This is a genomic window from Myxococcus sp. RHSTA-1-4 (assembly GCF_020037125.1).
Taxonomy (GTDB): Bacteria; Myxococcota; Myxococcia; order Myxococcales; family Myxococcaceae; genus Myxococcus.
The window spans coordinates 144,187-167,728 of record NZ_JAIQDG010000020.1 but is presented as its reverse complement, the minus strand read 5'-3'; the positions used below and the strand labels follow the sequence as shown (position 1 = coordinate 167,728).

18 protein-coding genes are annotated in these 23,542 nt (G+C 72.6%); 12 read left to right on the top strand and 6 right to left on the bottom strand.

Annotation, left to right across the window (positions count from 1 at the left end; translation table 11 throughout):
- The first annotated feature begins 81 nt into the window (after window positions 1-81).
- The 5 genes from K8638_RS26180 to K8638_RS26160 all read left to right on the top strand — a co-directional run bounded on the left by K8638_RS26180 (window position 82) and on the right by K8638_RS26160 (window position 6,152).
- Window positions 82-957, top strand: coding sequence for a serine protease (locus tag K8638_RS26180; RefSeq protein WP_223757354.1), 876 nt, complete (start codon window positions 82-84; stop codon window positions 955-957).
- An 80-nt stretch (window positions 958-1,037) separates the two neighbouring features.
- Entirely contained in the window at window positions 1,038-1,490 is a 453-nt protein-coding gene (locus tag K8638_RS26175) for a cytidine/deoxycytidylate deaminase family protein (protein ID WP_223757353.1), read from the top strand.
- A 294-nt stretch (window positions 1,491-1,784) separates the two neighbouring features.
- Window positions 1,785-2,402 carry a histidine kinase dimerization/phospho-acceptor domain-containing protein gene (locus K8638_RS26170; protein WP_223757352.1) on the top strand — a complete coding sequence of 206 codons (618 nt, stop codon included), beginning with the start codon at window positions 1,785-1,787 and terminating at the stop codon, window positions 2,400-2,402.
- A 78-nt stretch (window positions 2,403-2,480) separates the two neighbouring features.
- On the top strand, window positions 2,481-3,926 hold the full coding sequence (nla6, locus tag K8638_RS26165; protein WP_223757351.1) for an enhancer binding protein Nla6: 1,446 nt from the start codon (window positions 2,481-2,483) through the stop codon (window positions 3,924-3,926).
- 258 nt (window positions 3,927-4,184) lie between these two features.
- Window positions 4,185-6,152, top strand: coding sequence for an ArsA family ATPase (locus K8638_RS26160; protein WP_223757350.1), 1,968 nt, complete (start codon window positions 4,185-4,187; stop codon window positions 6,150-6,152).
- 193 nt (window positions 6,153-6,345) lie between these two features.
- Here the strand turns inward: K8638_RS26160 and K8638_RS26155 are convergent, their stop codons facing one another.
- Complete coding sequence (locus tag K8638_RS26155; protein ID WP_223757349.1) at window positions 6,346-7,032, bottom strand: tetratricopeptide repeat protein; 687 nt, start codon at window positions 7,030-7,032, stop codon at window positions 6,346-6,348.
- Window positions 7,033-7,129: 97 nt separating this feature from the next.
- Between K8638_RS26155 and K8638_RS26150 the strand changes: the two genes are divergently transcribed.
- The 3 genes from K8638_RS26150 to cmk are packed head-to-tail and all read left to right on the top strand — an operon-like array spanning window position 7,130 to window position 9,902.
- Complete coding sequence (locus K8638_RS26150; protein ID WP_223757348.1) at window positions 7,130-8,098, top strand: acetyl-CoA carboxylase carboxyltransferase subunit alpha; 969 nt, start codon at window positions 7,130-7,132, stop codon at window positions 8,096-8,098.
- 23 nt (window positions 8,099-8,121) lie between these two features.
- Entirely contained in the window at window positions 8,122-9,213 is a 1,092-nt protein-coding gene (hisC, locus tag K8638_RS26145; protein ID WP_223757347.1) for a histidinol-phosphate transaminase, read from the top strand.
- Entirely contained in the window at window positions 9,210-9,902 is a 693-nt protein-coding gene (gene cmk, locus K8638_RS26140; RefSeq protein ID WP_223757346.1) for a (d)CMP kinase, read from the top strand. Before hisC ends, cmk begins: the two co-directional genes overlap by 4 nt.
- A 15-nt stretch (window positions 9,903-9,917) precedes the next feature.
- Here cmk and K8638_RS26135 read toward each other — a convergent pair whose 3' ends face one another.
- Window positions 9,918-12,053 (bottom strand): transglycosylase SLT domain-containing protein, encoded by a 2,136-nt coding sequence (locus K8638_RS26135; RefSeq protein WP_223757345.1) that lies wholly within the window; start codon window positions 12,051-12,053, stop codon window positions 9,918-9,920.
- Window positions 12,054-12,407: 354 nt separating this feature from the next.
- On the opposite strand from K8638_RS26135, the gene K8638_RS26130 reads away from it, so the two are divergent.
- Window positions 12,408-12,641 (top strand): hypothetical protein, encoded by a 234-nt coding sequence (locus tag K8638_RS26130; RefSeq protein ID WP_223757344.1) that lies wholly within the window; start codon window positions 12,408-12,410, stop codon window positions 12,639-12,641.
- A gap of 91 nt (window positions 12,642-12,732) precedes the next feature.
- Here K8638_RS26130 and K8638_RS26125 read toward each other — a convergent pair whose 3' ends face one another.
- A complete protein-coding gene (locus K8638_RS26125) occupies window positions 12,733-14,250 on the bottom strand; it encodes a CAP domain-containing protein (protein ID WP_223757343.1) in 1,518 nt (505 codons plus the stop codon).
- Window positions 14,247-14,546, bottom strand: coding sequence for a DciA family protein (locus K8638_RS26120; protein WP_223757342.1), 300 nt, complete (start codon window positions 14,544-14,546; stop codon window positions 14,247-14,249). The genes K8638_RS26125 and K8638_RS26120 overlap by 4 nt, the downstream gene beginning before the upstream one ends.
- 177 nt (window positions 14,547-14,723) lie before the next feature.
- Here K8638_RS26120 and K8638_RS26115 point away from each other — a divergent pair, with 177 nt between their 5' ends.
- Both K8638_RS26115 and K8638_RS26110 read left to right on the top strand, forming a co-directional pair.
- On the top strand, window positions 14,724-17,330 hold the full coding sequence (locus tag K8638_RS26115) for a carboxypeptidase-like regulatory domain-containing protein (RefSeq protein ID WP_223757341.1): 2,607 nt from the start codon (window positions 14,724-14,726) through the stop codon (window positions 17,328-17,330).
- A 94-nt stretch (window positions 17,331-17,424) separates the two neighbouring features.
- Window positions 17,425-18,300 (top strand): GGDEF domain-containing protein, encoded by an 876-nt coding sequence (locus tag K8638_RS26110; RefSeq protein ID WP_223757340.1) that lies wholly within the window; start codon window positions 17,425-17,427, stop codon window positions 18,298-18,300.
- A gap of 48 nt (window positions 18,301-18,348) precedes the next feature.
- Here the strand turns inward: K8638_RS26110 and K8638_RS26105 are convergent, their stop codons facing one another.
- Both K8638_RS26105 and K8638_RS26100 read right to left on the bottom strand, forming a co-directional pair.
- The gene (locus tag K8638_RS26105) at window positions 18,349-20,556 is read right to left on the bottom strand and encodes a lysophospholipid acyltransferase family protein (RefSeq protein WP_223757339.1); all 2,208 of its coding nucleotides are present in this window, start codon (window positions 20,554-20,556) and stop codon (window positions 18,349-18,351) included.
- Between the two features lie 2 nt (window positions 20,557-20,558).
- Window positions 20,559-21,521 (bottom strand): SDR family oxidoreductase, encoded by a 963-nt coding sequence (locus K8638_RS26100; RefSeq protein ID WP_223757338.1) that lies wholly within the window; start codon window positions 21,519-21,521, stop codon window positions 20,559-20,561.
- A 102-nt stretch (window positions 21,522-21,623) separates the two neighbouring features.
- On the opposite strand from K8638_RS26100, the gene mutL reads away from it, so the two are divergent.
- Complete coding sequence (gene mutL, locus K8638_RS26095) at window positions 21,624-23,495, top strand: DNA mismatch repair endonuclease MutL (protein WP_223757337.1); 1,872 nt, start codon at window positions 21,624-21,626, stop codon at window positions 23,493-23,495.
- Window positions 23,496-23,542: the final 47 nt, after the last annotated feature.

Sequence of the window (23,542 nt, the reverse complement as noted above, 5' to 3'; positions counted from 1 at the left end):
GGTGGCTCGGGATGATGGGGGCTGCAAACGAGTTGCATCCTCGTAGCGGTAGCGCAGCCGTTCCCCCCCACCGGAGAGTCGATGAGCCGCTTCTTCCCGGGCGTCCCCGCCCTGCTCGCCCTCGTGTCTTGCGCCAGTGCGCCCTCGCAGCAGGCCGCCAGCGCTCCCGCGCCCCAGGCGGCCCCCGTGGAGCGCGTGGTGGCCCGGCCCGAGGCCCCGAGGCCGTCCCGCAAGGAGCGGGTGCGGCGCATCCTCCCGCACAACGTGCGCCTCCAGATTTCCGACGGCGGCAAGGCGCGCAGCGCGGCGTCCGGCGTGGTGGTGGGCTCCGAGCGCGACGAGAAGGGCGGGGTGGTGGCCTGGGTCGTCACCAACGCGCACGCGGTGGAGATGGGCCACCTGAAGGAGCCCGTCCTGCGTGTCCTGGTGGACCGCCGGGGCGACGTGCTCGAGCACACCGGCGAGGTGGCGGCCACCGGGCAGGTGCCGGACATGGACCTGGCGCTGGTGCGCGTGCCGGGCCTGGACCTGCCGGCGGTGAAGCTCGCGGACGACGCGGAGCTGGAGCCAGGCGAGGACGTGGTGGTGGCGGCGTCTCCCTTCGGCCGCGCGCTGTCCCTGTCCGGCGGCATGCTGTCCCAGGTGGAGTGGGACCGCGAGACGAAGCGCCCGAAGATGGTGAAGACGGACGCGCCCATCGGCTATGGCGCGTCCGGCGGCGGCATCTTCAGCCTGGAGACGGGCAAGCTGCTGGCCATCGTGGAGGGCTACCGCACCGCCAAGGTGGACTTCGCCGTGCAGGAGCAGAGCTACAGCTTCGACGTGCCCATGCCCGGCGAGACGTTCGCCGCGCCCAGCGCCAAGGTGCGCCAGTTCCTCCAGGCCAGGGGCTTCGCGCGGCTGCTCCAGCACGGCGCCTCCTCCGAGGGTGGCGTGGCTCACGCGGCGGGGCGTTGACACTCGCACCCTCGGTGGTGCAGCGGCGGATTTTTCGACACGCTCACGGGCCGGGTTACATCCCGGCCCGGAGGTATCGCATGTCCGGACGTGTCTCGTGGGATCAGTACTTCATGGACATCGCGAAGCAGGTGGCCACGCGCGCCACGTGTGATCGCAAGCATGTGGGCGCCGTCATCGTGCGGGGCAGGACCATCCTGTCCACCGGCTACAACGGCTCCATCCGCGGCCTGCCGCACTGCGACGACGTGGGCCACATGATGGAGAACGGCCACTGCGTGGCCACCGTCCACGCCGAGGCGAACGCCATCATCCAGGCGGCCACCAACGGCGTCGGCATCGACGGGGCGACCATCTACACCACCGCCAGCCCCTGCTGGCCCTGCTTCAAGCTGATCGCCAACGCGGGCCTGGTGCGCATCGTCTTCGGCGAATTCTACAGGGATCCGCGCATCTTCGAGTTCGCCGCCCGGCTGAAGCTGGAACTCGTGGGCCTCGGCGAGGCCGCGCGCCCCCCCGCCACCACGGCGTGAGTCGCACCTTCGTCCACTGCCCGACAGAGGGCGGGACGGAGTGATCGCGGATCCTCGGAAAACGTCGCCCCGGAGACACTTGGGAGCCCCCGCAAGTGGGCGTCCCAGCACGGGAATTTGCCTCTTCCGGCAAGAATTACCGACCCAGGGTTGACGTTCCGGAAGGGGCTCCCTAACTCTTGGCTCCGGCAGGGGCGAGGGCGGGGAGAGCGGCAAAAACCCGAGGAGTTTCCGTTGGTTAGCTCAACGGCTGTGTCCAGTAATGCACCCTCTGTCCAGGAGGCGTCGGACCCCATGGTGGGCGCGGCCCGCTATGGCGTGGTGGCGACGCTGATGGACAGCCTGCTGCACGACGTGCGCAACCCGCTCAACGCGCTGGCCATCCACCTGGAGGTCCTCTCCGAGAAGCTGAAGGCGGAGACGGGGCAGGTGCCTGCCTCGCAGGAGAAGAACCTCAAGGCCATGCGCGAGCAGATCCAGCGCGTGGACGGCATCCTCCGCCAGTTCTCGGAGTTCATCGTCCACCGGCCTGGGACGCCGGGCGAGGCCGACCTGTCCGAGGCCGCCACGCGCGCCCTGGGGGTGCTGGCCCACGAGGGCCGCAAGCGCCGGGTGCAGGTGCAGGTGGCGGTGGAGGCCGGGGTGCGGGTGCGGCTGGCGGACACGTCCGAGCTGGGCTTCTTCCTGACGCAGGCGCTGCTGCGCGCCTTCCGGCGGGCGGACGGCGGTGGGGCGGTGCGCGTGCGGGTGCGGGCGGAAGGGGACTCGGCGGTGCTGGAGGTGGAGGACACGGGGGCCCCCGTGGAGAGCCAGCCGGACGTGGTGGCGGCCCTGGAGCTGCGCTGCGCGCAGCTGGGCGTGGAGGCGCTGCTGCGCGCCGGGCAGTGCCGGCTGGTGTTCCCCCGCGCCTGAGGCGCGGTCCCGGAGCACCGGAGCCTTTCTCTCGGGTTCACAACTTCGCGTCACGACGCAGTACGGGAGGTCTTCAACTTGGGCAGCGCACGAATCCTGGCCGTGGATGACGAACGCGACACGTGCGAGGCGCTGGCAGAGATGCTCAGCACCTGGGGGCACAAGGTCGAGATCGCATTCGACGGGCACGACGCACTCCGCAAGGCGGGTGAGTTCCGGCCGGACGTCGTCCTGTCGGACCTGGCCATGCCGGAGACGGATGGCCTGTGGCTGCTGCGCAACCTGAAGGAGGAGCTGCCGGACTGCCCGGTGGTCTTCCTCACGGGGCGCGGCACCATCGACGCCGCGGTGGAGGCCATCCGCGAGGGCGCCTACGACTTCATCGTCAAGCCGCTCGACACCGCGCGGCTGAAGGTCTGCATCGACCGGGCGCTGGAGAAGAAGGAGACCCTGCGCGAGGTGCAGACGCTGCGGCGGCGGCTGAAGCAGCTCGGCTCGTCGGACCTCATCGCCCAGTCCGCCGGCATGCGGAAGGTGATTGAGCTGGTGGAGAAGGTGGCCCCCTCCAAGGCCAGCGTGTCCATCAGCGGCGAGTCCGGCACGGGCAAGGAGGTGGTGGCGCGCGCCGTCCACAACCTGTCCCTGCGGCGCGACAAGCCCTTCATCGCCATCAACTGCGCGTCCATCCCCCACACGCTCATCGAGTCCGAGCTGTTCGGCCACGAGCGCGGCGCCTTCACCGGCGCGGATCAGCGCCGGCCCGGCGTGTTCGAGATGGCGCACGGCGGCACGCTGTTCCTGGACGAGTTGGGCGAGATTCCCCTGGAGCTGCAGGCGAAGCTGCTGCGCGTGCTGGAGGAGGGGCGGCTGCGGCGGCTGGGCGGCAAGGTGGAGATCGAGGTGGACGTGCGCGTGCTGTGCGCCACCAACCGCGACCTCAAGCAGGAGATCAAGAACGGGCGGTTCCGGGAGGACCTCTACTTCCGCCTCAACGTGTTCCAGATCCACCTGCCGCCCCTGCGCGAGCGGCGGGAGGACGTGCCCATCCTCGTGCAGCACTTCGTGGACAAGTTCCGGGGGGACTCCGCCAAGCGCGTCAGCGGCGTGCACCCGGAGGCCATGGAGGTGCTGAAGAACTACGACTGGCCCGGCAACATCCGCGAATTGCGCAACGCCGTGGAGCGCGCGGTGATCCTCTGCGACGGGGAGCTGATCACCCGGGAGCACCTGCCGCCGGACATGGCCGGCAAGGCCCCGGAGCGCCACACCTTCCGGCTGCCCTTCGGGCTGAGCCTGGACGCGGTGGAGCGGGAGTACATCCTCGGCAGCCTCCAGCGGAACGGGAACAACAAGGCCCGCACCGCGGAGGTGCTCGGGGTGAGCGAGAAGACGCTGTACAACAAGCTCAACCGCTACGCGGCCGAGGCCCGCGCGCAGCAGTCCCCGGTGCGCGACGCAAGTCCCCTGGGAGGGCCGGTAGGCGACGGACCGCTCGGTCCCAACGGGCTGCGCCCGCTGACCTGACGGGTAGGAAATCCCCTCCGGATTCCGCGTGCTTGGCGGGGCTCGGAGGGGGGCCTTCCAGAGGGCCGTTCCAGCCTCGAAACCCCGCGTCAATTCTTGACTTTTGACCTCTGGACGGGGGATTCTGCGGTAATCTCCCACCCACAGGGAGGGCCCGGCCGCACAGGTCCACGCACCGGGTGACTCCGGCGCCTTCTTCTGGCCGTTCTGGAGAGTGCATCAGTGCCGCCGGGGGGGCACAAGGAAGGCCACAACCCAATGAGCGACGCGCGAGTTCTTCACTTCTTCGGAGGCAAGGGCGGGGTAGGCAAGACCACGCTCGCGGCAGCGTACGCGTTGCGGTTGTCGGAAGACGCCCCGAAGGAACGTGTCCTGCTCGTGTCGCTGGACCCGGTGCGTTCCCTGTCGGACCTCGTGAAGAAGAAGCTCGCGGCGAAGCCGACGAAGCTGGTGCCGGGCAAGGGCGAGGGTGGGGTGTACGCCCTGGAGCTCGAGCCGGCCGCGCTGATGAAGCCCTTCCTGGCGGACTACCTGCCCGCGCTGCAGAAGGCGGCGGCGAAGGGCACGCACATCTCCGACGAGGACCTGGGCAAGCTGTACCAGCAGGCGGTGCCGGGCCTGGAGGAGCTGATCAGCCTCTTCCACGTGGTGGATCTGCTCGAGGGCAAGGAGCGCGAGTTCGACCGGATCATCGTCGACGCGGCGCCCACGAGCCACACGCTGCGGCTGTTCGACCTGCCGGTGGGGCTGCGCAAGTTCCTGGGCCTGGTGAAGGCGGGCGGCGCGAAGCCGGCGGCCACGGGCAAGGGCAAGAAGGCCGCGGAGACCGCCGCGCCGGGCTTCCTGGAGGCGCTGGAGCAGAAGGCGGAGAAGCTGCTCGCGCTGCTGAAGGACCCCGCGCGCACGGCCTTCCACCTCGTCGCGCTGGCGGAGCCGGTGCCCGAGGCGCAGACGCGCATGCTCTTCACGCAGCTTCGCGAGCGCGGGCTGCCGGTGACGGAGATCGTCGTCAACCAGGTGGAGGAGCGGGACGGCTGTCCGGCGTGCCAGGGCCGCCGGGGCCTCCAGGCCCCGCACGTTCGCAAGTTCCAGGCGCTGGACAAGGCGGTGCCAGTGCACCTGCTGGGCAAGCGCGAGGTGGCGCCCCGCGGGCTGGACGGGCTGGCCCTGTTCGCCAAGGCGTGGGCGGGTGGCAAGGAGACGAAGGCGCTGGAGTTCGTCGCGGCGGAAGGTCCCCCGGCGCTGGTGCGCGCGCCGTCCATGCCTCCCATCGCCGCGCCGCCGCTGCCTCCCACGCGGCTGATCTTCTTCGTGGGCCAGGGTGGCGTGGGCAAGAGCTCGTGCGCCGCCGCGGCCGCGGTGACGCTGACGGAGAAGGAGGGGCCGGTGCTCCTCATCTCCACGGACCCCTCGCACTCGCTGTCGGACGTGCTGCAGAGCCGGCTGACGGACACCGAGACGCAGGTGAAGGGCACCAAGGGCCTGTACGCGCGCGAGCTGGACATCGCCGGCTGGTTCAACGCCCTGCGCAAGCGGCTGAAGGAGAAGGCGGAGAAGGCCTTCGAGGGCGCGCCCAGGGCGGGCAGCGAGGTGCCGGCGGATCTGCTCTACCTGCGCAACCTGCTGGAGTGCGCGCCCCCGGGCATCGACGAGCTGGCGGCGCTGTCCTGCCTCACCGACGCGCTGGTGCAGGAGCGCTTCAAGCGCATCGTGGTGGACTCGGCGCCGGTGGTGACGGCGGTGCGCGTGGTGGAGCTGGCGGAGACGGCCAAGACGTGGCTGGGCGCGCTGCACACCGTGCTGAGCAAGCACCGCGCGAAGGGGCTGGGCGAGCTGGCGGACGACATCGCGGCGATGATCAAGCATGTGAAGCGCTTCGAGGAGGCGCTGGCCTCCCCGAGCGAGGCGCGCTTCGTCGTCGTCACGCGCGGCGAGGAGCTGGCCGCCGCCCGCACCGAGCGGCTGGTGGAGTACCTCAAGGAGAAGAAGCTCCCGGTGGAGCGGGTGCTCGTCAACCGCGTGGGCCCCAAGTCCACCTGCGAGAAGTGTGAGAACCGCCGCAAGCTGGAGCTGAACGCGGCCAAGGCCATCGAGAAGAAGCTGGGCCTGCCCGTCACCATGGCTCCCGCGCTCGGCCGCCACCCGGCGGGCCTGCGCGAGCTGAAGGCGTTCCGCACCGCGTGGTACGCGCTGTCTCCGCCCGCGGCGAAGATCAAGGCGGCCTGAAAAGAGGGGGCTCGCCACCCGCGTGCCTCCAGCCCCGGTACTGCCCCAAGACAACTGCCGACCCCGCTGCCCCCGCCGCGCAAGATGACGGGTTGCGTCGTGCGCGCCAAGGCCCGGCAGCGGGCTTCCCGTGTAAGCGTGCGGGGCCCGTCACGTCGAATGCCCGTGGGCCATCACTGACGGCCGGGGTGTCTCAGGCATCGCACTCGGAAGGTGAGTCGGTGAACGTGCCCAGCTCGGGGAAGGTGAGGGCACCCTTCTCGGTGAGCGTTCCCACCAGCGGCGCCCGGCCCTTCAGCCGCAGCTCCACCGAGCGGCCTCGCACCGTGTAGGTGCCGGCCACCTGCCGCTGGCGAGGGACGCCGTCCTCCCCCACCCCCTTCGTCCACAGCACGGCCCGGGTGGCGGAGGTAAAGCGCAGGCCCTGGGTGGTGCCGTAGACGCCCACGCCGGGGCCGAACCAGGACACGGCGCGCAGCAGGTGAGGCACGTCCGCCTCCCGCTCCGGAGCGCGGCCCAGCAGGCGCTGCCAGCCGAGCGTGTCGCGGATGGGGTCGAAGTCCCGGTCCACCTTCGCCCGGGCCAGCCGGCGCGCGTCCAGCTTCACCGCCTGGGTGAGGTGCTCGACGATGACGTCCCGGTGGGCGCTGAACTCGCAGACCTTGCCCTGCTTGCGCAGCACGCCCAGGGTGGCCGCGACGTTGTAGCGGGCGAGCGCATAGCCCGGCGCCTCCCGGGCGGCCTCCTGGAACTTTTCCAGGGCCTCCGGGTAGCGGCCGGCCTGGTACAGGCGGAAGCCCTCGGTGTTGCGCGCCTGCGCGGAGGGGACTGGGCTGGCGGCTGTCAGCGTCAGGACGACTAGCGGAAGGGCGAGGTACATATGCTTCCGACGGAGGGAAGGCCTGGTTGATTCCATGGGGGGGTGCGTAACCTCTTGCGCGTTGAAAGCGGCCTTACCCTGGTGCTAGTCCCGCGCCATGGCAATCGGTACCACCTACGCGCTCGACTTCGAGCGTCCCATCATCGAGCTGGAGAAGAAGATCGAGGAGCTGAAGGTGTTGTCCACCGGAGGTTCGGCGGACTTCACGTCTGAGATCGCCAAGCTCGAGAAGAAGGCGAAGAAGCTCCAGGCGGAGATCTTCAGTGACCTGTCGCGGTGGCAGGTGGTGCAGATGTCCCGCCACCCGAACCGCCCGTACTTCCTCGACTACGTCCAGTTCCTGTTCACCGACTTCGTGGAGCTGTGCGGTGACCGGCACTTCGGCGAGGACCCGTCCATCGTCGGTGGCTTCGCGCGCTTCGACGGCAAGCCGGTGATGGTGATGGGCCACCAGAAGGGCCGCAACACCAAGGAGAACATGGCGCGCAACTTCGGCATGCCGCGCCCGGAGGGCTACCGCAAGGCCCGCCGCCTGATGGAGCTGGCCGAGCGCTTCGAGAAGCCCATCCTCACCTTCGTGGACACGCCGGGCGCGTACCCGGGCATCGGCGCGGAGGAGCGGGGGCAGGCGGAGGCCATCGCCGTCAACCTGGAGGTGATGAGCCGGCTGAAGGTTCCCATCATCTCCACCGTGGTGGGCGAGGGCGGCTCGGGCGGCGCGCTGGCCATCGGCGTGGGCAACCGCGTGCTGATGCTGCAGAACAGCGTCTACTCGGTCATCTCCCCGGAGGGCTGCGCCTCCATCCTCTTCCGCGACGCCACCAAGGCGGACAAGGCGGCGGACGCGATGAAGCTCACGGCCAGGGACCTGCTGGAGATGAAGATTGTGGACGAGGTGGTGGCCGAGCCCCCGGGCGGCGCCCACCGCGACCCCGCGAAGACGGCCGAGGCGCTGGGCAAGGCGCTGCGCAAGCACCTGAGCCAGCTCGCCGAGCTGTCGCCCGATGAACTGGTGCAGGACCGGTACGCGAAGTTCCGCGCGCTGGGCGTGTTCTCCGGGCGTTGAAGGCATTTACTTCCTGGGGCTTCATGCGACCTCTCGTTCCTCCCCACGTCGAGACCCTCAAGCCCTACGTTCCGGGCAAGCCGATTGAAGAGACCGAGCGCGAGTACGGCCTGAAGGGCGTCATCAAGCTCGCCTCGAACGAGAACCCGCTCGGGCCCTCGCCCCGTGCCGTGGAGGCCATGCGCGCGGCCTCCGCCGCGACGCACCTGTACCCCGACGCGACGTCCTTCCACCTGGTGCGCCGGCTGGCCGCGCACGTGGGCGTGCGTCCCGAGGAGGTGGTGCTGGGCAGCGGTTCCAACGAGCTCATCGAGCTGCTCATCCGCACCTTCACCACGCCGGAGGACGAAATCCTCCTGTGCAAGGGCTCCTTCTCCGCCTACCGCATCTCCGCGCAGGCGCATGGGCGCCCCTTCGTGGAGGTGCCCATGCGCGAGGGCTACCAGTACGACCTGGAGGCCATGGCCCGCGCCATCACCCCGCGCACGCGGATGGTGTTCCTGGCCAACCCGGACAACCCCACGGGCACGGCCTTCGGGCGCAAGGCGCTGGAGGCCTTCCTGTCCGCGGTGCCGCCCGAGGTGATGGTGGTGCACGACGAGGCCTACTTCGAGTTCGTGGAGTGGCCCGAGTACGCCAGCGCGGTGGAGCTGTTCCGCCAGTACCCCAACCTGGTGGCGCTGCGCACCTTCAGCAAGATTCACGGGCTGGCCGGCGTGCGCCTGGGCTACGGCGTCATGGACGCGAAGCTGGCGGCGTACGTGCACCGCACGCGCATGCCCTTCAACCTGACGGTGGTGGCGCAGGCGGCGGGCATCGCCGCGCTGGAGGACACCGAGCACGTGCGGCGCACGCGCGACAACAACCGCCAGGGCCTGCGCTACTACGCGGAGGAGCTGCCGAAGCTGGGCGCGACGCTCACGCACAGCCACGCCAACTTCGTGTTCGCCGACTTCCACCGGCCCGCCGTGGAGCTGTACGAATTGCTCCTGCGCAAGGGCGTCATCGTCCGGCCCTTCGCGGGCCAGGGGTTCCCCACGTGCCTGCGCATCTCCGTGGGGACTCCCGCGGAGAACGAGCGGTGCGTGCGGGCGCTACAGGAGATCCTCACATGAGCGCGCGTCCCTTCATCGTCGCCATCGACGGCCCGGCGGGCGCGGGCAAGTCGTCCGTGTCCAAGCTGCTGGCCCGGAGGATGGGCTTCGCGCTGGTGGACACCGGCGCCATCTACCGGTGCGTGGCGCTGATGGCCCGGCGCGAGGGAATCGCCTTCGACGACGACGCGCGCCTGGGCGAATTGCTGAGCCGCGTGCAAATCCACTTCCAGGTGGTGGGCGAGGAGAACCGCGTCTTCCTGGGCGGGCAGGACGTGTCCTCGGACATCCGCACGCCGGAGAACTCCATGGCGGCGTCGCAGGTGTCCAGCCGCCCGGTGGTGCGCGCGGGGCTCCTGCAGCTGCAGCGGCGGCTGGCGCTGGAGTCGGAGAAGGGCGCCATCCTCGAGGGCCGCGACATCGGCACGGTGGTGTTCCCGGACGCGGACGTGAAGTTCTTCCTGGAGGCCAGCCCCGAGGTGCGCGCCCGGCGCCGCTACGAGGAGCTGTTCCAGAAGGGCGTGGAGATCACCCTGGAGGAGGTGCTCGCGGACCAGATGAAGCGCGACCGCGACGACGCCGCCCGTGCCGTGGCCCCGCTGAAGGCCGCGGAGGATGCCATCCGCATGGACTCCAGCGTCACCCCCCTGTCCGAGGTGGTGCACACGCTGGAGGCGGAGATCCTCCGCCGCATGGCGGCGCGGAAGTAGGGCGGGCGCCCCGCGTCAGAAGGTGACGCCTTCCTTCGCGGGCTCCGGCACCTGGAGCGAAAGCCGGAGCGGCTCGGCGCCGTTGCCGTAGAACGCGTGGTAGAGGAACAGGTCCGCCACCACCTGCTTCACGTAGGCGCGCGTCTCCTTGAAGGGGATGGTCTCCACGAAGAGGTCCAGCGGCAGCCTGCCCCGCTCCAGTGCCCACTTCACCGTGGGCCCTGGGCCCGCGTTGTACGCGGCCGCCGCCAGCACCGGGTGCCGGAAGCGCTCCATCAGCCGTGACAGGTACCAGGCGCCGTAGCGGATGTTGCGCTCGGGGGAGAACAGGTCCGCCGGGGCGGGCGCGGGCTCCGCCAGGCGCTCGGCGATGGCCGTGGCCGTGGGCGGGATGATCTGCATCAGCCCGCGCGCGTCCGCCGCGCTCATGACCTCGGGCTTGAAGGCGCTCTCGCGCCGCATGATGGCCCACACCAGGAACGGGTCCACCCTGGCCTTCGCCGCCGCGTCCTGCACCGCGTTGGCGAAGGCGCGCGGGTAGAAGGCCGCCAGCGCGTCCGGCTCGCGCGAGCCGAAGGCCCGGCCCCACAGGTGCCGCGCCGCCACCGCGTGCGCGTGGCCGTACTCCCCCAGCTTGAGCAGCGCGTGCGCGAAGGGCAGCGCCTGGTCCGCCGAGCGCACCCGCGCGGCCTGCGCCTCCACCTCGTCCGCCGCGTCGCGGAACAGGCCCGCCCGCGTCAGCTCCATGGCCAGCTCCAGCTCCGGCGGGCGCGGCAGCTCGAGCTGCTTCGGCGGGTGGGGGAAGTGGGCGGGCGGCGCGCGCCCCAGCGCCTTCAGCCGCTCGGCCGCCATCAGCGCGTAGAAGGACGCCGGCGCGGAGGTGACGAGGGCCTCGTACGCCGGGCCCACCACGTCCGCCTTCGCGCCCTCCAGCTCCTGGCTGCGCGCCACCCAGTAGCGCGCCTGCGGCACCATGTTGCTGCGCGGGAAGGCCTCCACCAGCGCCTCCAGCGTCTCGCGCGCCTTCGTGTACTCCTCCAGCCGCAGGTGCGCGAGCGAGCGGAACCACAGCCCCTCGTCCCGGCGCCGCGAGCGCGGGTAGCGCTGGTGGAAGGCGCCGAAGGCCTTCACCGCGTCCGCGAAGCGGCCGGCCTGCAGGTCCAGCCAGCCCGCGAAGAAGGCGCCCTCGTCGCCCGCGGGCTGCGAGGGGTACTTCGCGTCCAGTCCCGCCATCAGCGCCCGGGCCTTGTCGTTGTCGTCGGCGCGCAGCGCCCGCCGCGCGACGAGGAGCGCCGCCTCGGCGGCCACGTCGGGTGGGCCCTTCTCCGCCACCGCGAGCGCCTTGCGCGCGGCCTCCTCCTGCTTCAGCGCGAAGAAGGCGCGGGCCCGCAGCAGCGCCACCGCCGCCGGCTGCCCCTTCGCCAGCTTCACGCCTTCCAGTGCCTCCAGCTCCTCCAGCGCCCGCTGCGGGGCGCCCGCGTCCAGGAAGCCATCCGCGCGGCGCGTACGCTCGGCGAAGCCCCACTTCACCGCGGGTTTCCTCCCCCCGGTGAGCCACTTCACGGCCTCGTCCGCGTAGGGATGGGTGGGATGACGCAGCGCCACCGCCAGCAGGTCCGCCACCTGTCCGGCGCGGTTGCCCACCGCGCCCCGGGCGAGGCCGCGCTGGTAGACCAGCTCCGGTGTAGGTGTGGCCTTCGCGGCCGCCTCCAGCGAGGCCAGGGCCTCCTTCGCCTTCCCGGCCTTCAGGAGCGACTCACCCAGCCGCGCGCGCGCCCGGGCCGCCAGCTCCGCCGGGGGGCGCGCCTCCAGCACCCGGGAGAAGTCCGCGGCGGCGCCCACCGCGTCACCCGCGTAGAAGCGCGCCTGGCCCAGGTAGAAGGCATGGTAGGGCGCCAGGAGGGCCGGAGGAGGCCAGGCGGCCAGGATATCCCTCGCCTCGGCCGCCCGGCCGTCGGAGAGGGCCAGGGTGCCCGCCAACAGCGCTAATCGGCCCGCGTCGGGGCACTTCTTCGCCACACAGGCGGCCAGCTCGTCCCGAGCCAGGCCCGCCGCTTCCGGCTTGTGGAGGCGTACCGCTTCCAGCGTCGCCGGGGACTGGCCCAGGGCCACCCCCGCCACCAGCCCCGCCACCAGCCCGGTCCAACTCATGTGGTCTTCCTTTCCTGACGCGGCTTTGCGGCCTGCCAACGAGATGTGCGGTCCGATCATTCCCCTTGCCACGCAGGGGGGGTGGTTTGACAGACGGGGCGACAAGTCCTAGATCCCCGCGGCGTCGGGCCGGGCCGGACTGTTCATGACCCGTCAACATTCGCCGAAGGCGTCCAGGCGATTACGTGCTCTTGGGTAGGAAAAGTCGACCCATTGCGTCACCCGGAGTGAATCACTACTTTGCGCGGCCGTTACGCGCCACTCCGGTCTTACCGTCGAAAAGACGGTCTGTCGTCCGGTAGCACTGCTCGTTCACAGCGCTCGGGGGGGGAAACAGCTCAGAGGGAGGGCTCCATGAAGCCGTGTCCAGCCGATCTGCCGCAAACCATCAACCCCGAGGCCGGGCCGAAGCGTGCCGGCGTCGAGACGCATCGCAACCTGAACTGCCACCACTACGACAACTGCCTGGACGAGGCCGTCCGGCGGGGCTGGCAGTCCTTCACGTGCATGAAGTGCCCGCTGTACCAGCACGTGGCGCCGCCCCAGATGGGGCTCGAGGCCTACGCCACGCAGCGCCGTCCCGTCTAGCGCGCGGCACCTCCGTCTCCGGTTTGCTGGGGCCGCCCCTGGTGGTGCACAGGGGCGCCACGGCCGCGCCGTCGCCGTCCGCCGCGCGTCTTCAGGGGACCGCGGCGTAGATGACGGCCACCCAGTACTGCCTGCGGCCGAAGCGCTTCGAGTCTCCCAGGACCACGCCCACGCCCACGAGGTTGTTGGTGGCGTCCGCGAGGCTGCGTGACTCCGGCAGGGCCGTGGGGTCCGCGACGATGAAGAAGTCCACCGCCGCCGTGCCCGCGTCCGGCAGGGCCTGGAACACGCGGTCGTGCAGGGGCGCCTCGGCGGGCTGTGCCGAGGGCTGGTCCAGCTCCAGCGCGCGCTTCGCGTGCGCGCGGGCCAGGGCCTCCAGCGCCGGGCTGCGCCGCAGCGGCGGCAGCTTTCGCGACGCGCGCAGCCGGGCGAGCGTGTCGTAGGCCTCCTGCTGCGGGTCCTCCGGGAGCTGGGCCGCGGGTGAGGCCACGGTGAAGACCTCGGTGAGGACGGCCTCCTCGCGCCCGTCCACCTTCTGGAAGGTGACGCCCACGCCCACGAAGCGGAAGCCCGGGTCCAGCAGGTTGCGGCGGTGGCCGGGGCTGTGCTCGATGCCGAAGTGCGCCGCCAGCGGCCCGGGCGCGAGGCCCAGGTTCTCTCCGGCGCGCACGTAGCGGGAGTCCGCCGGCAGCCTCCGCGTCAGCGTGGAGCCGTCCGGCGCCACGTGGGCGAAGAAGCCCTCCGCCGACATGCGGTCGCTGTAGTCCTGCGCCACGCGCTCCAGCTGCGGGTCGGGTGTCAGCTCCGGGAGGCGGTGCGCGCGGCGGAGCGCGTTGATGCGCTCGTACACGGCCTGCCGGGCCTCGGGCGGGGTGGTGGGCTCGGAGGTCTTCGCGCTCGTGTCGCGCCGCGCGGGGAGGCCGAGCTGGGTGAGGAAGAGGGCGGCCACCTCCGGACCCGCCGAGGCCCGGCCGATGACCTCCACCGTGTAGATGCCGGGCCCGCCGAACTCCAGGCGGGTGCAGAAGCCCGCGCCGCCACCGCTCCGGCGGCCGATGGGCACCTGGTCCACCGCGCCATCCGGCCGGGTGACGTAGATTTCCGCCTGGCGCAGGGGCGCCACGAGGTGGCCGCAGAGCGTTCCCGCGGCGTGCTCGCCGCCGGCCAGGACGCGGGGGAAGGGCTGCAGCTCCGCCTTGCGGTCCGCCATCAGCAGCAGCAGCGCGGCGCGCTCGCCCTCCACGGCCACGCCCACGCCGAAGTGGGAGGCGCGCTCCGTGTTGAAGTCCGTGCGCGCGAGGAAGGTCTCGATGGCGTGCTGGGGCGCCCACGCGCGGATGACGAGGGTGCGCGGCGACGGGTCCGCGCCGCCCGCGTCGCTGACGGCCTGCGTGAGGGTGAGGAGGTCCGGCGCGCCGGTGGTGTACTCGGTGAGGGCCTCGCGTGCGAGCCGCCGCGCCGCCGTGGTCAGCCTGGCGTCCTGCGCCGGCGCGCGCCGGCCCACGCGCTCGAACTCGCGCACCACGTGCTGGCCGGCCCGCCGCTCCATGTCCTCGGCGGACGGCGGCGCCGCGGCGAGGAAGGCGCCGAGAGCGAGCAGGGCAATCATCGGCGCTCCATCCGGAAGGCGAGGGCCGTCACGGTGCCCGGGCCGAGCCGCGCGTTGAGCTGCTCGCACAGCGAGGCCGCCTCCGCCTCCAGCGACCTCGCCCACTCCTCGCCGGCCACCGTCACCACCAGCGTGGTGCCCTGCAGGGCATGAGGGGCCGTGTGGCGGGCCAGGTGGGGGCCCACCACCGATGCCCACACGGGCGCCAGCGTCTGTCCTCGCCCGGACTCTTCCGCGAGGCGGGCCAGGACACGGGGGAGGAGGCTTTCCAGGGACTTGGGCTCGCTGCGCGCCATCGAACCCCGATGATGAGTCCAGGCCACCCGAAAGCCAACCGTCCATTGAGTGCCAGGAGGGGAGGGCGGCCGGGCGGACCCCATGGCTGTCGGATGGGGGGCGGAGGGTGCCGGAGACCGTCGCACACGGGGCGGCCAGCCTGTAAGGTCGCGGACAGCCCCCTGGAGCCGCACCGTATGAGCCCGTCCCCCCGTCCCTTCCTGCTGGCAGGCCTCGCCTGCGCGCTGCTGGCCCTGGCGGGCTGCGCGGCGGACTCGACGGACGGGGCCCGCATCCCCGCGGACCCCTATCGCCAGCTCGACTGCGCGGTGGACCAGGACTGTCCGGACCCGGCGCTCTTCTTCTGCGACACCGCCGTCTCGCGCTGCGCGCCCGCGTGCCGTACGCCCGAGGACTGCCTCGCGGCCCGGCGCGCGGAGTACGCGCTCGCCGAATGTGACGGCTCGCCCCTGGGCTGCCAGTGCGACATGAACCGGTGCATGCCCGGCGTGTGCGCGGCGGACGCGGACTGTGGCGGAGGCCGGGTGTGCCGCGACGGGGCCTGCGTGGTGCCTCCGGCCGCGGAGACGGTGGACGCGTGCGAGGTGACGCCGGACGTCGTCGTGGGCCGTCCGGGGCTGCCCGTGGTGTTCACCGTGTGGGCGAGGGACAAGGCGGGCGCGCCGGTGGTGCCGCGAGACGGCGTGACGTGGCGCGCGCGCGCGCCGGCGGTGACGGGGGAGGGAACGGGCTCCAGCGCCCGCTTCGTCCTGGCCGAGCCCGGAGACGAGCGCGAGGCGGTGGAGGCCCGCGTGGGCAGCGCCACCTGCCGCGCCCGCGTCACCGTGCTGCCGGCGACCGTGCCGGCGGGTGGGGTGCGCGTGCTGGTGGTGGACGAGCTGACGGGACGTCCGGTGCCGCTGGCCACGGTGGCGGTGTCCAACGCCGCGGGCGCCCTGACGGCCAGCGCGGTGACGGGCCCGGAGGGTGCCACATGGGTGCCCGCCACCGGCGAGGTGGGCCTGTCCGTCTTCCATGCGGACTACGGCTACCTCACGCTGGCGCGCCAGGACGTGACGGGCGAGCGGGACGTGCGGCTGGCCCTGCGGCGCAACCCGCTGGACCGCTTCGGGGGCGTGCGCGGCACCTTCGGCGAGGACCCCAAGTCGGACGAGGCCACGCCCGCGCTGCGGCTGGGACTGGCGGGCCTGTCGATGCCGGGGCTTCCCGCGGAGCTGGCGCCGGAGGCGCTGCTGGGGCCGGAGCGCGAGGTGGAGGTGGCCCTGGGCAACAGCCGCCGCCGCCTGTCGCTGCCGTCCGGCGCGGCCCTGTGGCTGGCCGGCACGCCTCCGATGGAGGTGAACGCTCCCGGCGTGGCGGGCTTCTGCGACACGTCGCTGGAGGGCGTGGTGGAGGCGGAGTTGGCGGTGCGCGCGGGCGCGTGCGGCACCCGGGCCGCCTGGGCGCTGCAGGGAGGGCTGCCGCTGAGGGAGCTGCCCCTGAACGCGCTGGAGCCCGGGGTGGACCCGCTGCTGCTGCTGGGCCGGCTGGTGCCGGGCTCGCCGCGCTTCTCCTCGACGGTGCGGCGGGACACCCGGTTCACCCTCGACCTCACGCCCGGCATTACCTCCGGAGCCCCGGACGTGGAGTCCGTGCGGTACCCGCGCGCCGTGTCCTTCGCGGAGGGCGGCGTGCGGCTGGCCTTCCCCTTCGCCGTGCGCGTGCCGGAGCTGCCTCGCTACCGCGGCGTGTACCTGGACCGCGCCTACGTGCTGGCCACCGTGTCCGCGCCCGGCCGGGGCGTGGTGCCGCTGGGCCTGGGCGCCGCGACGAACGCGGCCCCCGCGGACCCGAACACCGACAAGGACGAGCGGCTGGCCAGCCCCGGGCTGGTGCTGGTGCGCATGGCGCCCGCGCACGGCGGACTGGAGGGCCAGCCCTACCGGCTCGTGGTGGCGGCCACCTCCACCCTGGCTCGCGAGGATGCGTCCGCGGCCGTGGCCACCTCCGCCCTGCTGGTGGACCTGCCGGGCCCGGACTTCGACCCCCAGGGCTCGCGGCCCGTGGAGCCGCGCACGGGCTTCCTCGGCCTCCCCGAGGATGCCCGCTACAACTTCGACTCCGCCGCCTGGCAGGGCCTGGAGGCCCGGCAGTTCCGCGCCGATGTGGACGAGGCGGCCTCGCTGGTGCGCGTCGTCTTCACCAACCGGGCCGGCCGCCGGTGGACGGTGCTGGCGGACCCGGACCACGCCCGCGCCGGCTTCCGCCTGCCCAGGCCCCCCGCCACCTTCGAGGACCGGACGTATTTCGGCGACGTGCAGGGCTCGCGCGCGCGCATGCTGGTGGAGGCGCTGATGGTGGGGGGCCCCGCCGCGCGCGACAGGCTGGGCCCGGAGCGGCTGGCCTCCGCCGGCGGTCCGGGGATGGAGCGCCTGGCGGACCTGACGCTCGGGACCGCCGCGCTGGATGTGGGACGCCCGGAGGTGGCCTGGCTCTTCCCGGAGCTGGAGGGGCAGCGCCTGGTCCGGGGCAGCGCGGTGCGCGTGCGCGTCACCGGATTCCGCGTGGGCTCCGGGGAGGCCTCGGAGGGCCAGGTGCGCCTGACGCTGCGCGGGGGCCTTGGCTGCGAGGGCACCGTGCTCCTGGAGGCCGAAGACGTGTCCCAGGGCCGGGGCGAGGTGGAGCTGCGGCTCCCGGCCACCTGCTCGGGGATGGGGGTGATGCTGGTGGCCGAGCTGGCGGACTCCGGCGGCGTCCCCCTGCGTCCACCCGTCGCCGCCGTGCGGGGCGTGGATATCCCCTGACGGGTAGGTCGTGGTAGGTCCCCGCCCGGACTCCCGCCCGTGACTCGCTTTCGGGATTTACCGGGTGGTAGCGTTGAGCTTCGAGGAGGCAGGGTTGCAGAAGGAGACGGTCGTCACGGTCATCTCGAAGATCTCCGACCGGCCGGTCAACCTCGACGCGGCGCTGGTGGTGATCTACGGCCTGGACCTGGGGCGGAAGTTCGACCTCACGCGCGAGGAGACGCTCATCGGGCGCTCGTCGAAGGCGGACATCCAGATCGACCAGGAGTCGGTGAGCCGCAACCACGCGAGCATCTCCAACACGCGCGAGGGCGTGCGCATCCGCGACATGGGCTCCACCAACGGCACGTTCATCAACGACGACCTGGTGGAGGGCGTGCGGTCGCTGCGCAACGGCGACCTGGTGAAGATTGGCCGCACCATCTTCAAGTTCATCGCCGGCGGCAACATCGAGGCGGCGTACCACGACGAGATCTACCGGCTGACCACCATGGACGGCCTGACGCAGATCTACAACCGCCGCTACTTCGACGAGCAGCTCGACCGGGAAATCTCGCGCAGCCGCCGCTACGAGCGAGTGCTGTCGCTGGTGCTGCTGGACATCGACCACTTCAAGCAGGTGAACGACAACTACGGGCACCTGGCGGGTGACTCGGTGCTGAAGCAGCTCGCGTCCACCGTGCGCACGAAGATCCGCCGCGAGGACGTGTTCGCGCGCTACGGCGGCGAGGAGTTCGCCGTCCTCCTGCCGGAGGTGTCGCTGGGCGGCACCCGGCAGCTCGCGGAGAAGGTGCGGCGGCTGGTGGAGAAGCAGCGCTTCGAGTTCGACAAGCAGCCCATCCCCGTCACCGTGTCGCTGGGCATCGCCACGTTGGAGCCCCAGCACCGCGAGCCCGGGGACCTGGTGCGCGCGGCCGACGAGAAGCTCTACGAGGCCAAGATGGCCGGCCGCAACCGCGTGGTGGGCTGAAGCGGCCGCGGCCCCCGGGCCGTGGCCCGGAGGCGGGCTCGCGGTGGCTCAGCCCGCGAAGACGGAGCGGCGCTCGCGCAGCAGCGACTGGACCATGCCCTGGATGGACTCGCGGGTGCGCTCGGTGAGGCGCTGCACCTCGCCCAGGTCGTCCGCGGCTTCGGGGGGCAGTCCCTCCATGCCGATGGGCTCGCCGAAGCGCACGCTCCACTTGGCCGGCAGCGGCAGTGGCCCCAGCGGGGTGAGCGGCAGGTAGGGCAGGCCCAGGAAGGACGCGGGGAGGCGGCCCAGGAGCGGCGACGTCTCCTCGCCGCCGACGATGGCCACCGGGACGATGGGCGCGCCGGTGCGCAGCGCCAGCTTCACGAAGCCTCCGCGCCCGAAGCGCTTCAGCCGGTAGCGCTCCGCGAAGGGCTTGCTCAGCGCCTGATAGCCTTCCGGGAAGACCACCAGCGGGCGCTGCTCGTCCAGCAGCCGCAGTGCGTTCTCCGGGCAGGCGCGCACCGCGCCCAGGCGGTTGAAGAGGGTGCCCAGCACCGGCGCGTGGAAGACCTGGTCCTCCACCAGCCACCGGGGCTCGCGCAGGTCGGGGCGCTCGCGGGAGAGGACCAGCGACATCACCAGCCCGTCATAGGGCAGGGCGCCCGAGTGGTTGGCCACCAGGATGGCCGCGCCCTGGGGAACGTGGTCCGCGCCCTGCACGGACACGCGCCAGTATTGCGAGTAGAGGAACTCCAGCACCGGCTCCAGGTGCTCCACCAGCGCCGGGTCCTTGCCGTACTCGTCGATGTTGGCGCCGCCGCCCGTGCCCAGCCCGGCGCGCACCGCCTCCATCAACCCGTTCATCGCGCCCAGGGCCCGGCCCAGGCCCTCGCTGGCCAGCGCCTGTCCGGCGATGTCCCTCGCCAGCGACAGCATGCCCGCGGCCCGCTGCGCGAGGGGACGCGGCCCCTCGGGCTCGCGCACCTGGTCCGTGAAGAACGGCTCGCGCGGACGCTCGCCCTCGTCGGGGGGCGGCACCAGCGACAGCGGGCCCCGGCGGCCCGGCGGGAACTCGTCTCGCGTGGCGTCCGGCGCCTCCACCTCCGCCTCCAGCGACGACGTCTCACGGGTTCCCTGCTCCGTCACCGAGAGCGTCACGGACAGCTCCAGCCCGGACGTGTCCTGGAAGGGGACTTCCTCGTCGTCCTCGCCCGGGCCGAAGCCTCCCTCGGCTTCCGCCTCCAGGTCGAACGTGTCCTGGAAGCCTTCCTCTTCACCCTCGCCGGCGTTGGCGGCGCGCTCCTCCAGGCCCTCGTCGCCTTCCTCCGGGAACGCCTGACGCCGCGAGACGGCATGGCGGTCCAGCACCTCGGCCACGGCCACCTCGGCGGCGGCCTCGGCCACCTGCGCGGCCACGGCGGCGGCCAGCTCGCGCTCGCGCTCCGGGTGCTGCGTGGACGGGCTGTGCTCCAGCACCTCCTCCACCGCCGCCTCGGCCATCTCGGTGGCCATCTCGGTGGCCATCAGCCGGTCCACGTCCTGTTCCTCCCCGGGCCGGCGCTCCATCGCCTCGTCCACCGCGACCTTCGCCGTGGCCTCGGCCACCTCGGCGGCCAGCGCCTCCGCCAGCGCGTGGTCCACCTCGCGCTGCTGCGGGGTGCGCGCGCCCAGCTCGTCCGACAGCACCGGCTGGCGAGGCGGCGGCGGACTGTGCGGAGACACGGGGGCGGCGGGCTCGCGCAGGGGCAGCGCCGCTTCGTCGTCCGTGAGCGCGGCGGGTTGTTCCGCGTGCGGGGGGGCTGCCTCCGCCTCGTGCTTCCGCTCGGCGGCCCTGGTGCCCTGCTTGCGGCCCGGAGCTTCGGCCGGGCCCGCTCCGCCCGCCGCGGGCGTCTTGTGGCCTCCGGCCTTCGCCACCTCGGACTTCCTCGCTTCGTCCGCCTCACGAGACGCGGCTGACTTCCGGCCTCCGGCCTTCGCCGTCTCGGGCACCTTCGCATCACCCGCCGCGTGGGAATCGCGGCTCCCGCCGGATGCGCCCCCGGCCTTCGCCGCCGCGGACTTCTTCCCGGGCGCGGAGGACGTCTTCCCACCACCGGCCTTCGCCCGCGCGGGCTGCTTCGCGGGGGGCGCGGACTTTCTCGCGGCCTCCTTGCGCGCGGGCTTCGCGTCTCCGGCGGAGGCTTCCTTGGTGCCGTCGCCGGGCTTCGCGGAGCCACCGTCGCGGGACGCGGCGCCGCGCTGGAAGGGATCGTTTCCGAGGACACCCTTGGCCATGACTAGCTCCTCCTCAGCGCCGCGGCGGCGTCCCGGACGTGATGGTAGGGGATGAAGCCGAGCGCGGACTCGGCGCGCTCGCCGTCCGCGACCCACGAGTAATGGATGTAGTCGAGAAGGGCCACGGGCAACGTGCCGGTGCCCACCATGTCCAGCGTGTGGAGCGCGGCCCGGAAGAGCGGCCCCGGCAGGGGGAGCGGCCGGGCCCCCGCCTGCTGGATGATGCCGGACAGCGGCAGCACGCCCCGGCCCACGATGTTGAACTCGCCGGACGCGTCCGCGCGCAGGGCCAGGTGCAGCGCCCGCGCGGCGTCCTCCTCGTGGAGGGCCTGCCACAGCGGGTCGAACCCCAGCAGCGTGGGCACCACGCCCCGCTTCAGGAAGCGCGTGGCGGGGTTGTCCACCGAGGGGCCGAGCACCGGCGCGAAGCGCAGCACCAGCACGCGCAGGTCCGGGTGCCGCTCGCGGAAGGCGCGCACCTGGCCCTCCACCTCCACCTTGTCGGTGACGAAGCGGCTGTGCGGGCACCCCTGCATCGGCGACTCCTCGCGCAGCAGCGCGGGGTTGTTGCCGCGCGCGCCGTACACGGCCGTCATGGAGGGCACCACCAGCCTCGGCAGCCGCGCGCGGCCCGCCGCGGTCAGCACGTTCATGGTGCCGATGACCTCCAGCTCGTGCGCCAGGGAGCCGTCGCGGATGGGGCCGAGGAGGAAGGCCAGGTGGTAGAGCGCGTCCACGGGGCGCTCGGTGAGCGCGTCGGTCAGCTCACCTTCCGCGTCGTGGCGCGTGAGGTCCACCCGGTGGAACTCCACCTTGGCACCTTCTGGACGTGCCACGTCGAGCACCAGGATGCTCTCCACCTCTGGATCCCGCTCCAGCCGGTGCATCAGGAGCTTCCCGTAGTCTCCGCTCGCGCCGGTGACCGCAACGCGAAGCCGCCCCTTGCCTGGTCGTGACACGTCCATTCGCGCTGTCGGGTGTTAGCCCAGACGCTCGGGAATGTCAGCCGCCAGCATCGTCGTCGCGCTGGACAACGTTGTCCGGGTGGCGGAGGGTGAACGATCGCCATGGCCCGCATCGCCCGCCTCAGTGACGTCCTCATCAACAAGATCGCCGCCGGAGAGGTGGTGGAGCGCCCCGCCTCCGTGGTGAAGGAGTTGGTGGAGAACTCGCTGGACGCGGGCGCCAGCACCGTCCGCGTGGAGCTTCAGGGCGGGGGCGTGGACCGCATCATCGTGTCGGACGACGGGCACGGCATGGGGCGGCTGGACGCGGTGACGTGCCTGGAGCGGCACGCCACCAGCAAGCTGCGCGAATTGGACGACCTGTTCCACATCAGCTCCATGGGCTTCCGGGGCGAGGCGGTTCCGGCCATCGCCTCCGTCTCCCGCTTCACACTCCACACGGCGGAGGCCGGCGCGGACGTGGGCACGCGGGTGACGGTGGAGGGCGGGGGACCGCCGGTGGTGGAGGACGCGGAGCCGCGCACCGGCACCGTCATCACCGTGGAGGACCTCTTCTTCAACGTGCCCGCGCGCCGCAAGTTCCTGCGCCGGGGGGAGACGGAGCTGAAGCACGCGGAGGAGGCCGTGGTGCGCCTGGCGCTGGCGTACCCGGAGGTGGGCTTCTTCGCCACGAACGAGGGCGACACGCTCTTCTCCAGCCCGGCGTGCCCGGAAGACCCGCGCGAGCGCATCGCCGCGGCGCTGGGCCCCACCGCGCACCCGCACCTGTTCCCCGTGGAGGAGCGGCGGCTGGGCATCTCCATCACCGGTTACGCCGCCTCGCCCGAGTTCACCTTCAACAACGCGCGCGGCCTCTACACGTACGTCAACCGGCGCTACGTGAGGGACCGCGGCCTCATCGGCACCATCCAGCGCGCGTACCAGGACTTCCTCGCGGCGGGCCGCCAGCCGGTGGTGGTGCTCCACATCGACATCGACCCGGCCGCGGTGGACGTCAACGTGCACCCGCAGAAGCTGGAGGTGCGCTTCGCCGACGCGCGTGGCGTGCAGGAGGCGCTGACGGCCGCGCTGACCCGCATGCTTCGCGCCGCCCCGTGGCTGGGCGCCGCGGCGGAAGGCAATGCCCCACAGGCGGGACAGCCGCGCGAGGCCGCCCACTACGCGCTCGCCGTGGAGCGCTTCCTCACCCGCGCCCAGGAAGCGACGTGGGGTGCGCCCCTGCCCACCGCCATGGATGCCCCGGACTCCGGCCGCGCGCCCCTGGGGCCGGCGCCCACGGGGCCCCTGCCGCCCGGTGTCCGGCCGGGGGCGCTGCCCTTCGCGCCCAGCAGCCCGGGACAGGCGCCCGCCTTCGGACAGGCCCAGCCGCAGCTCAACGAGGCCCCGCCGCCGGGCTACTTCGCGGCGCTCCGGCCCATGGGCCTGCTGGGCGGCCGCTTCCACGTGTGCGAGGGCCCCGGCGGCACGCTGGTGGTGCTGGATCCACACGCCGCCCTGGAGCGGGCGCGGCTGACGGGCTACCTGCGCGCGCTGGAGGACGGGAAGGGGCCTCCGGCGCCGTCGCTGTTCGGCACCACGCTGGAGTTGCCGCTGGCGGCGGCGAAGGCGCTGGTGGAGGGGCGCGAGGCGCTGGGGAGGCTGGGCTTCGACGTGGAGCCCTTCGGCGGCACCACGCTGGCGCTGAAGACGGTGCCTCCCGGACTGGAGGGCGTGGACGGGCGCTCGCTGCTGGAGGCGCTGGCCCGCGCGCTGCCACCCAAGGGCGCCACGCTGGACGCGGTGTCCCTGGCGGAGGCGGTGCGGGTGATGGCCTGCCACGCCGCGCGCCGGGCCAGCGCCACGCCCCTCACCGACGCGCAGCTCCGCGCGCTGCTCGGCGAGCTGGACCGCGCGGACTTCCACCCCGCCTGCATCCACGGCACGGTGGTGGTGCTGGAGATGCCGCTGCTGGAGCTGGAGCGCCGCGCCCGCTGACGCCCGAGCCGGAATCCCCAGTCGCTCCGAGCCCTTGCGCGTCCGGA

Excerpts from the sequence above, each read along its gene's own strand:
- K8638_RS26125 (WP_223757343.1), bottom strand. The coding sequence starts at position 14,250 with ATGATTGCCCTGCTCGCTCTCGGCGCCTTCCTCGCCGCGGCGCCGCCG.
- K8638_RS26155 (WP_223757349.1), bottom strand. The coding sequence starts at position 7,032 with ATGTACCTCGCCCTTCCGCTAGTCGTCCTGACGCTGACAGCCGCCAGC.
- K8638_RS26170 (WP_223757352.1), top strand. The coding sequence starts at position 1,785 with ATGGTGGGCGCGGCCCGCTATGGCGTGGTGGCGACGCTGATGGACAGC.
- K8638_RS26160 (WP_223757350.1), top strand. The coding sequence starts at position 4,185 with ATGAGCGACGCGCGAGTTCTTCACTTCTTCGGAGGCAAGGGCGGGGTA.
- K8638_RS26180 (WP_223757354.1), top strand. The coding sequence starts at position 82 with ATGAGCCGCTTCTTCCCGGGCGTCCCCGCCCTGCTCGCCCTCGTGTCT.
- mutL (WP_223757337.1), top strand. The coding sequence starts at position 21,624 with ATGGCCCGCATCGCCCGCCTCAGTGACGTCCTCATCAACAAGATCGCC.
- K8638_RS26175 (WP_223757353.1), top strand. The coding sequence starts at position 1,038 with ATGTCCGGACGTGTCTCGTGGGATCAGTACTTCATGGACATCGCGAAG.
- K8638_RS26150 (WP_223757348.1), top strand. The coding sequence starts at position 7,130 with ATGGCAATCGGTACCACCTACGCGCTCGACTTCGAGCGTCCCATCATC.
- K8638_RS26120 (WP_223757342.1), bottom strand. The coding sequence starts at position 14,546 with ATGGCGCGCAGCGAGCCCAAGTCCCTGGAAAGCCTCCTCCCCCGTGTC.
- K8638_RS26100 (WP_223757338.1), bottom strand. The coding sequence starts at position 21,521 with ATGGACGTGTCACGACCAGGCAAGGGGCGGCTTCGCGTTGCGGTCACC.
- cmk (WP_223757346.1), top strand. The coding sequence starts at position 9,210 with ATGAGCGCGCGTCCCTTCATCGTCGCCATCGACGGCCCGGCGGGCGCG.
- hisC (WP_223757347.1), top strand. The coding sequence starts at position 8,122 with ATGCGACCTCTCGTTCCTCCCCACGTCGAGACCCTCAAGCCCTACGTT.
- K8638_RS26115 (WP_223757341.1), top strand. The coding sequence starts at position 14,724 with ATGAGCCCGTCCCCCCGTCCCTTCCTGCTGGCAGGCCTCGCCTGCGCG.
- K8638_RS26105 (WP_223757339.1), bottom strand. The coding sequence starts at position 20,556 with ATGGCCAAGGGTGTCCTCGGAAACGATCCCTTCCAGCGCGGCGCCGCG.
- K8638_RS26130 (WP_223757344.1), top strand. The coding sequence starts at position 12,408 with ATGAAGCCGTGTCCAGCCGATCTGCCGCAAACCATCAACCCCGAGGCC.
- K8638_RS26135 (WP_223757345.1), bottom strand. The coding sequence starts at position 12,053 with ATGAGTTGGACCGGGCTGGTGGCGGGGCTGGTGGCGGGGGTGGCCCTG.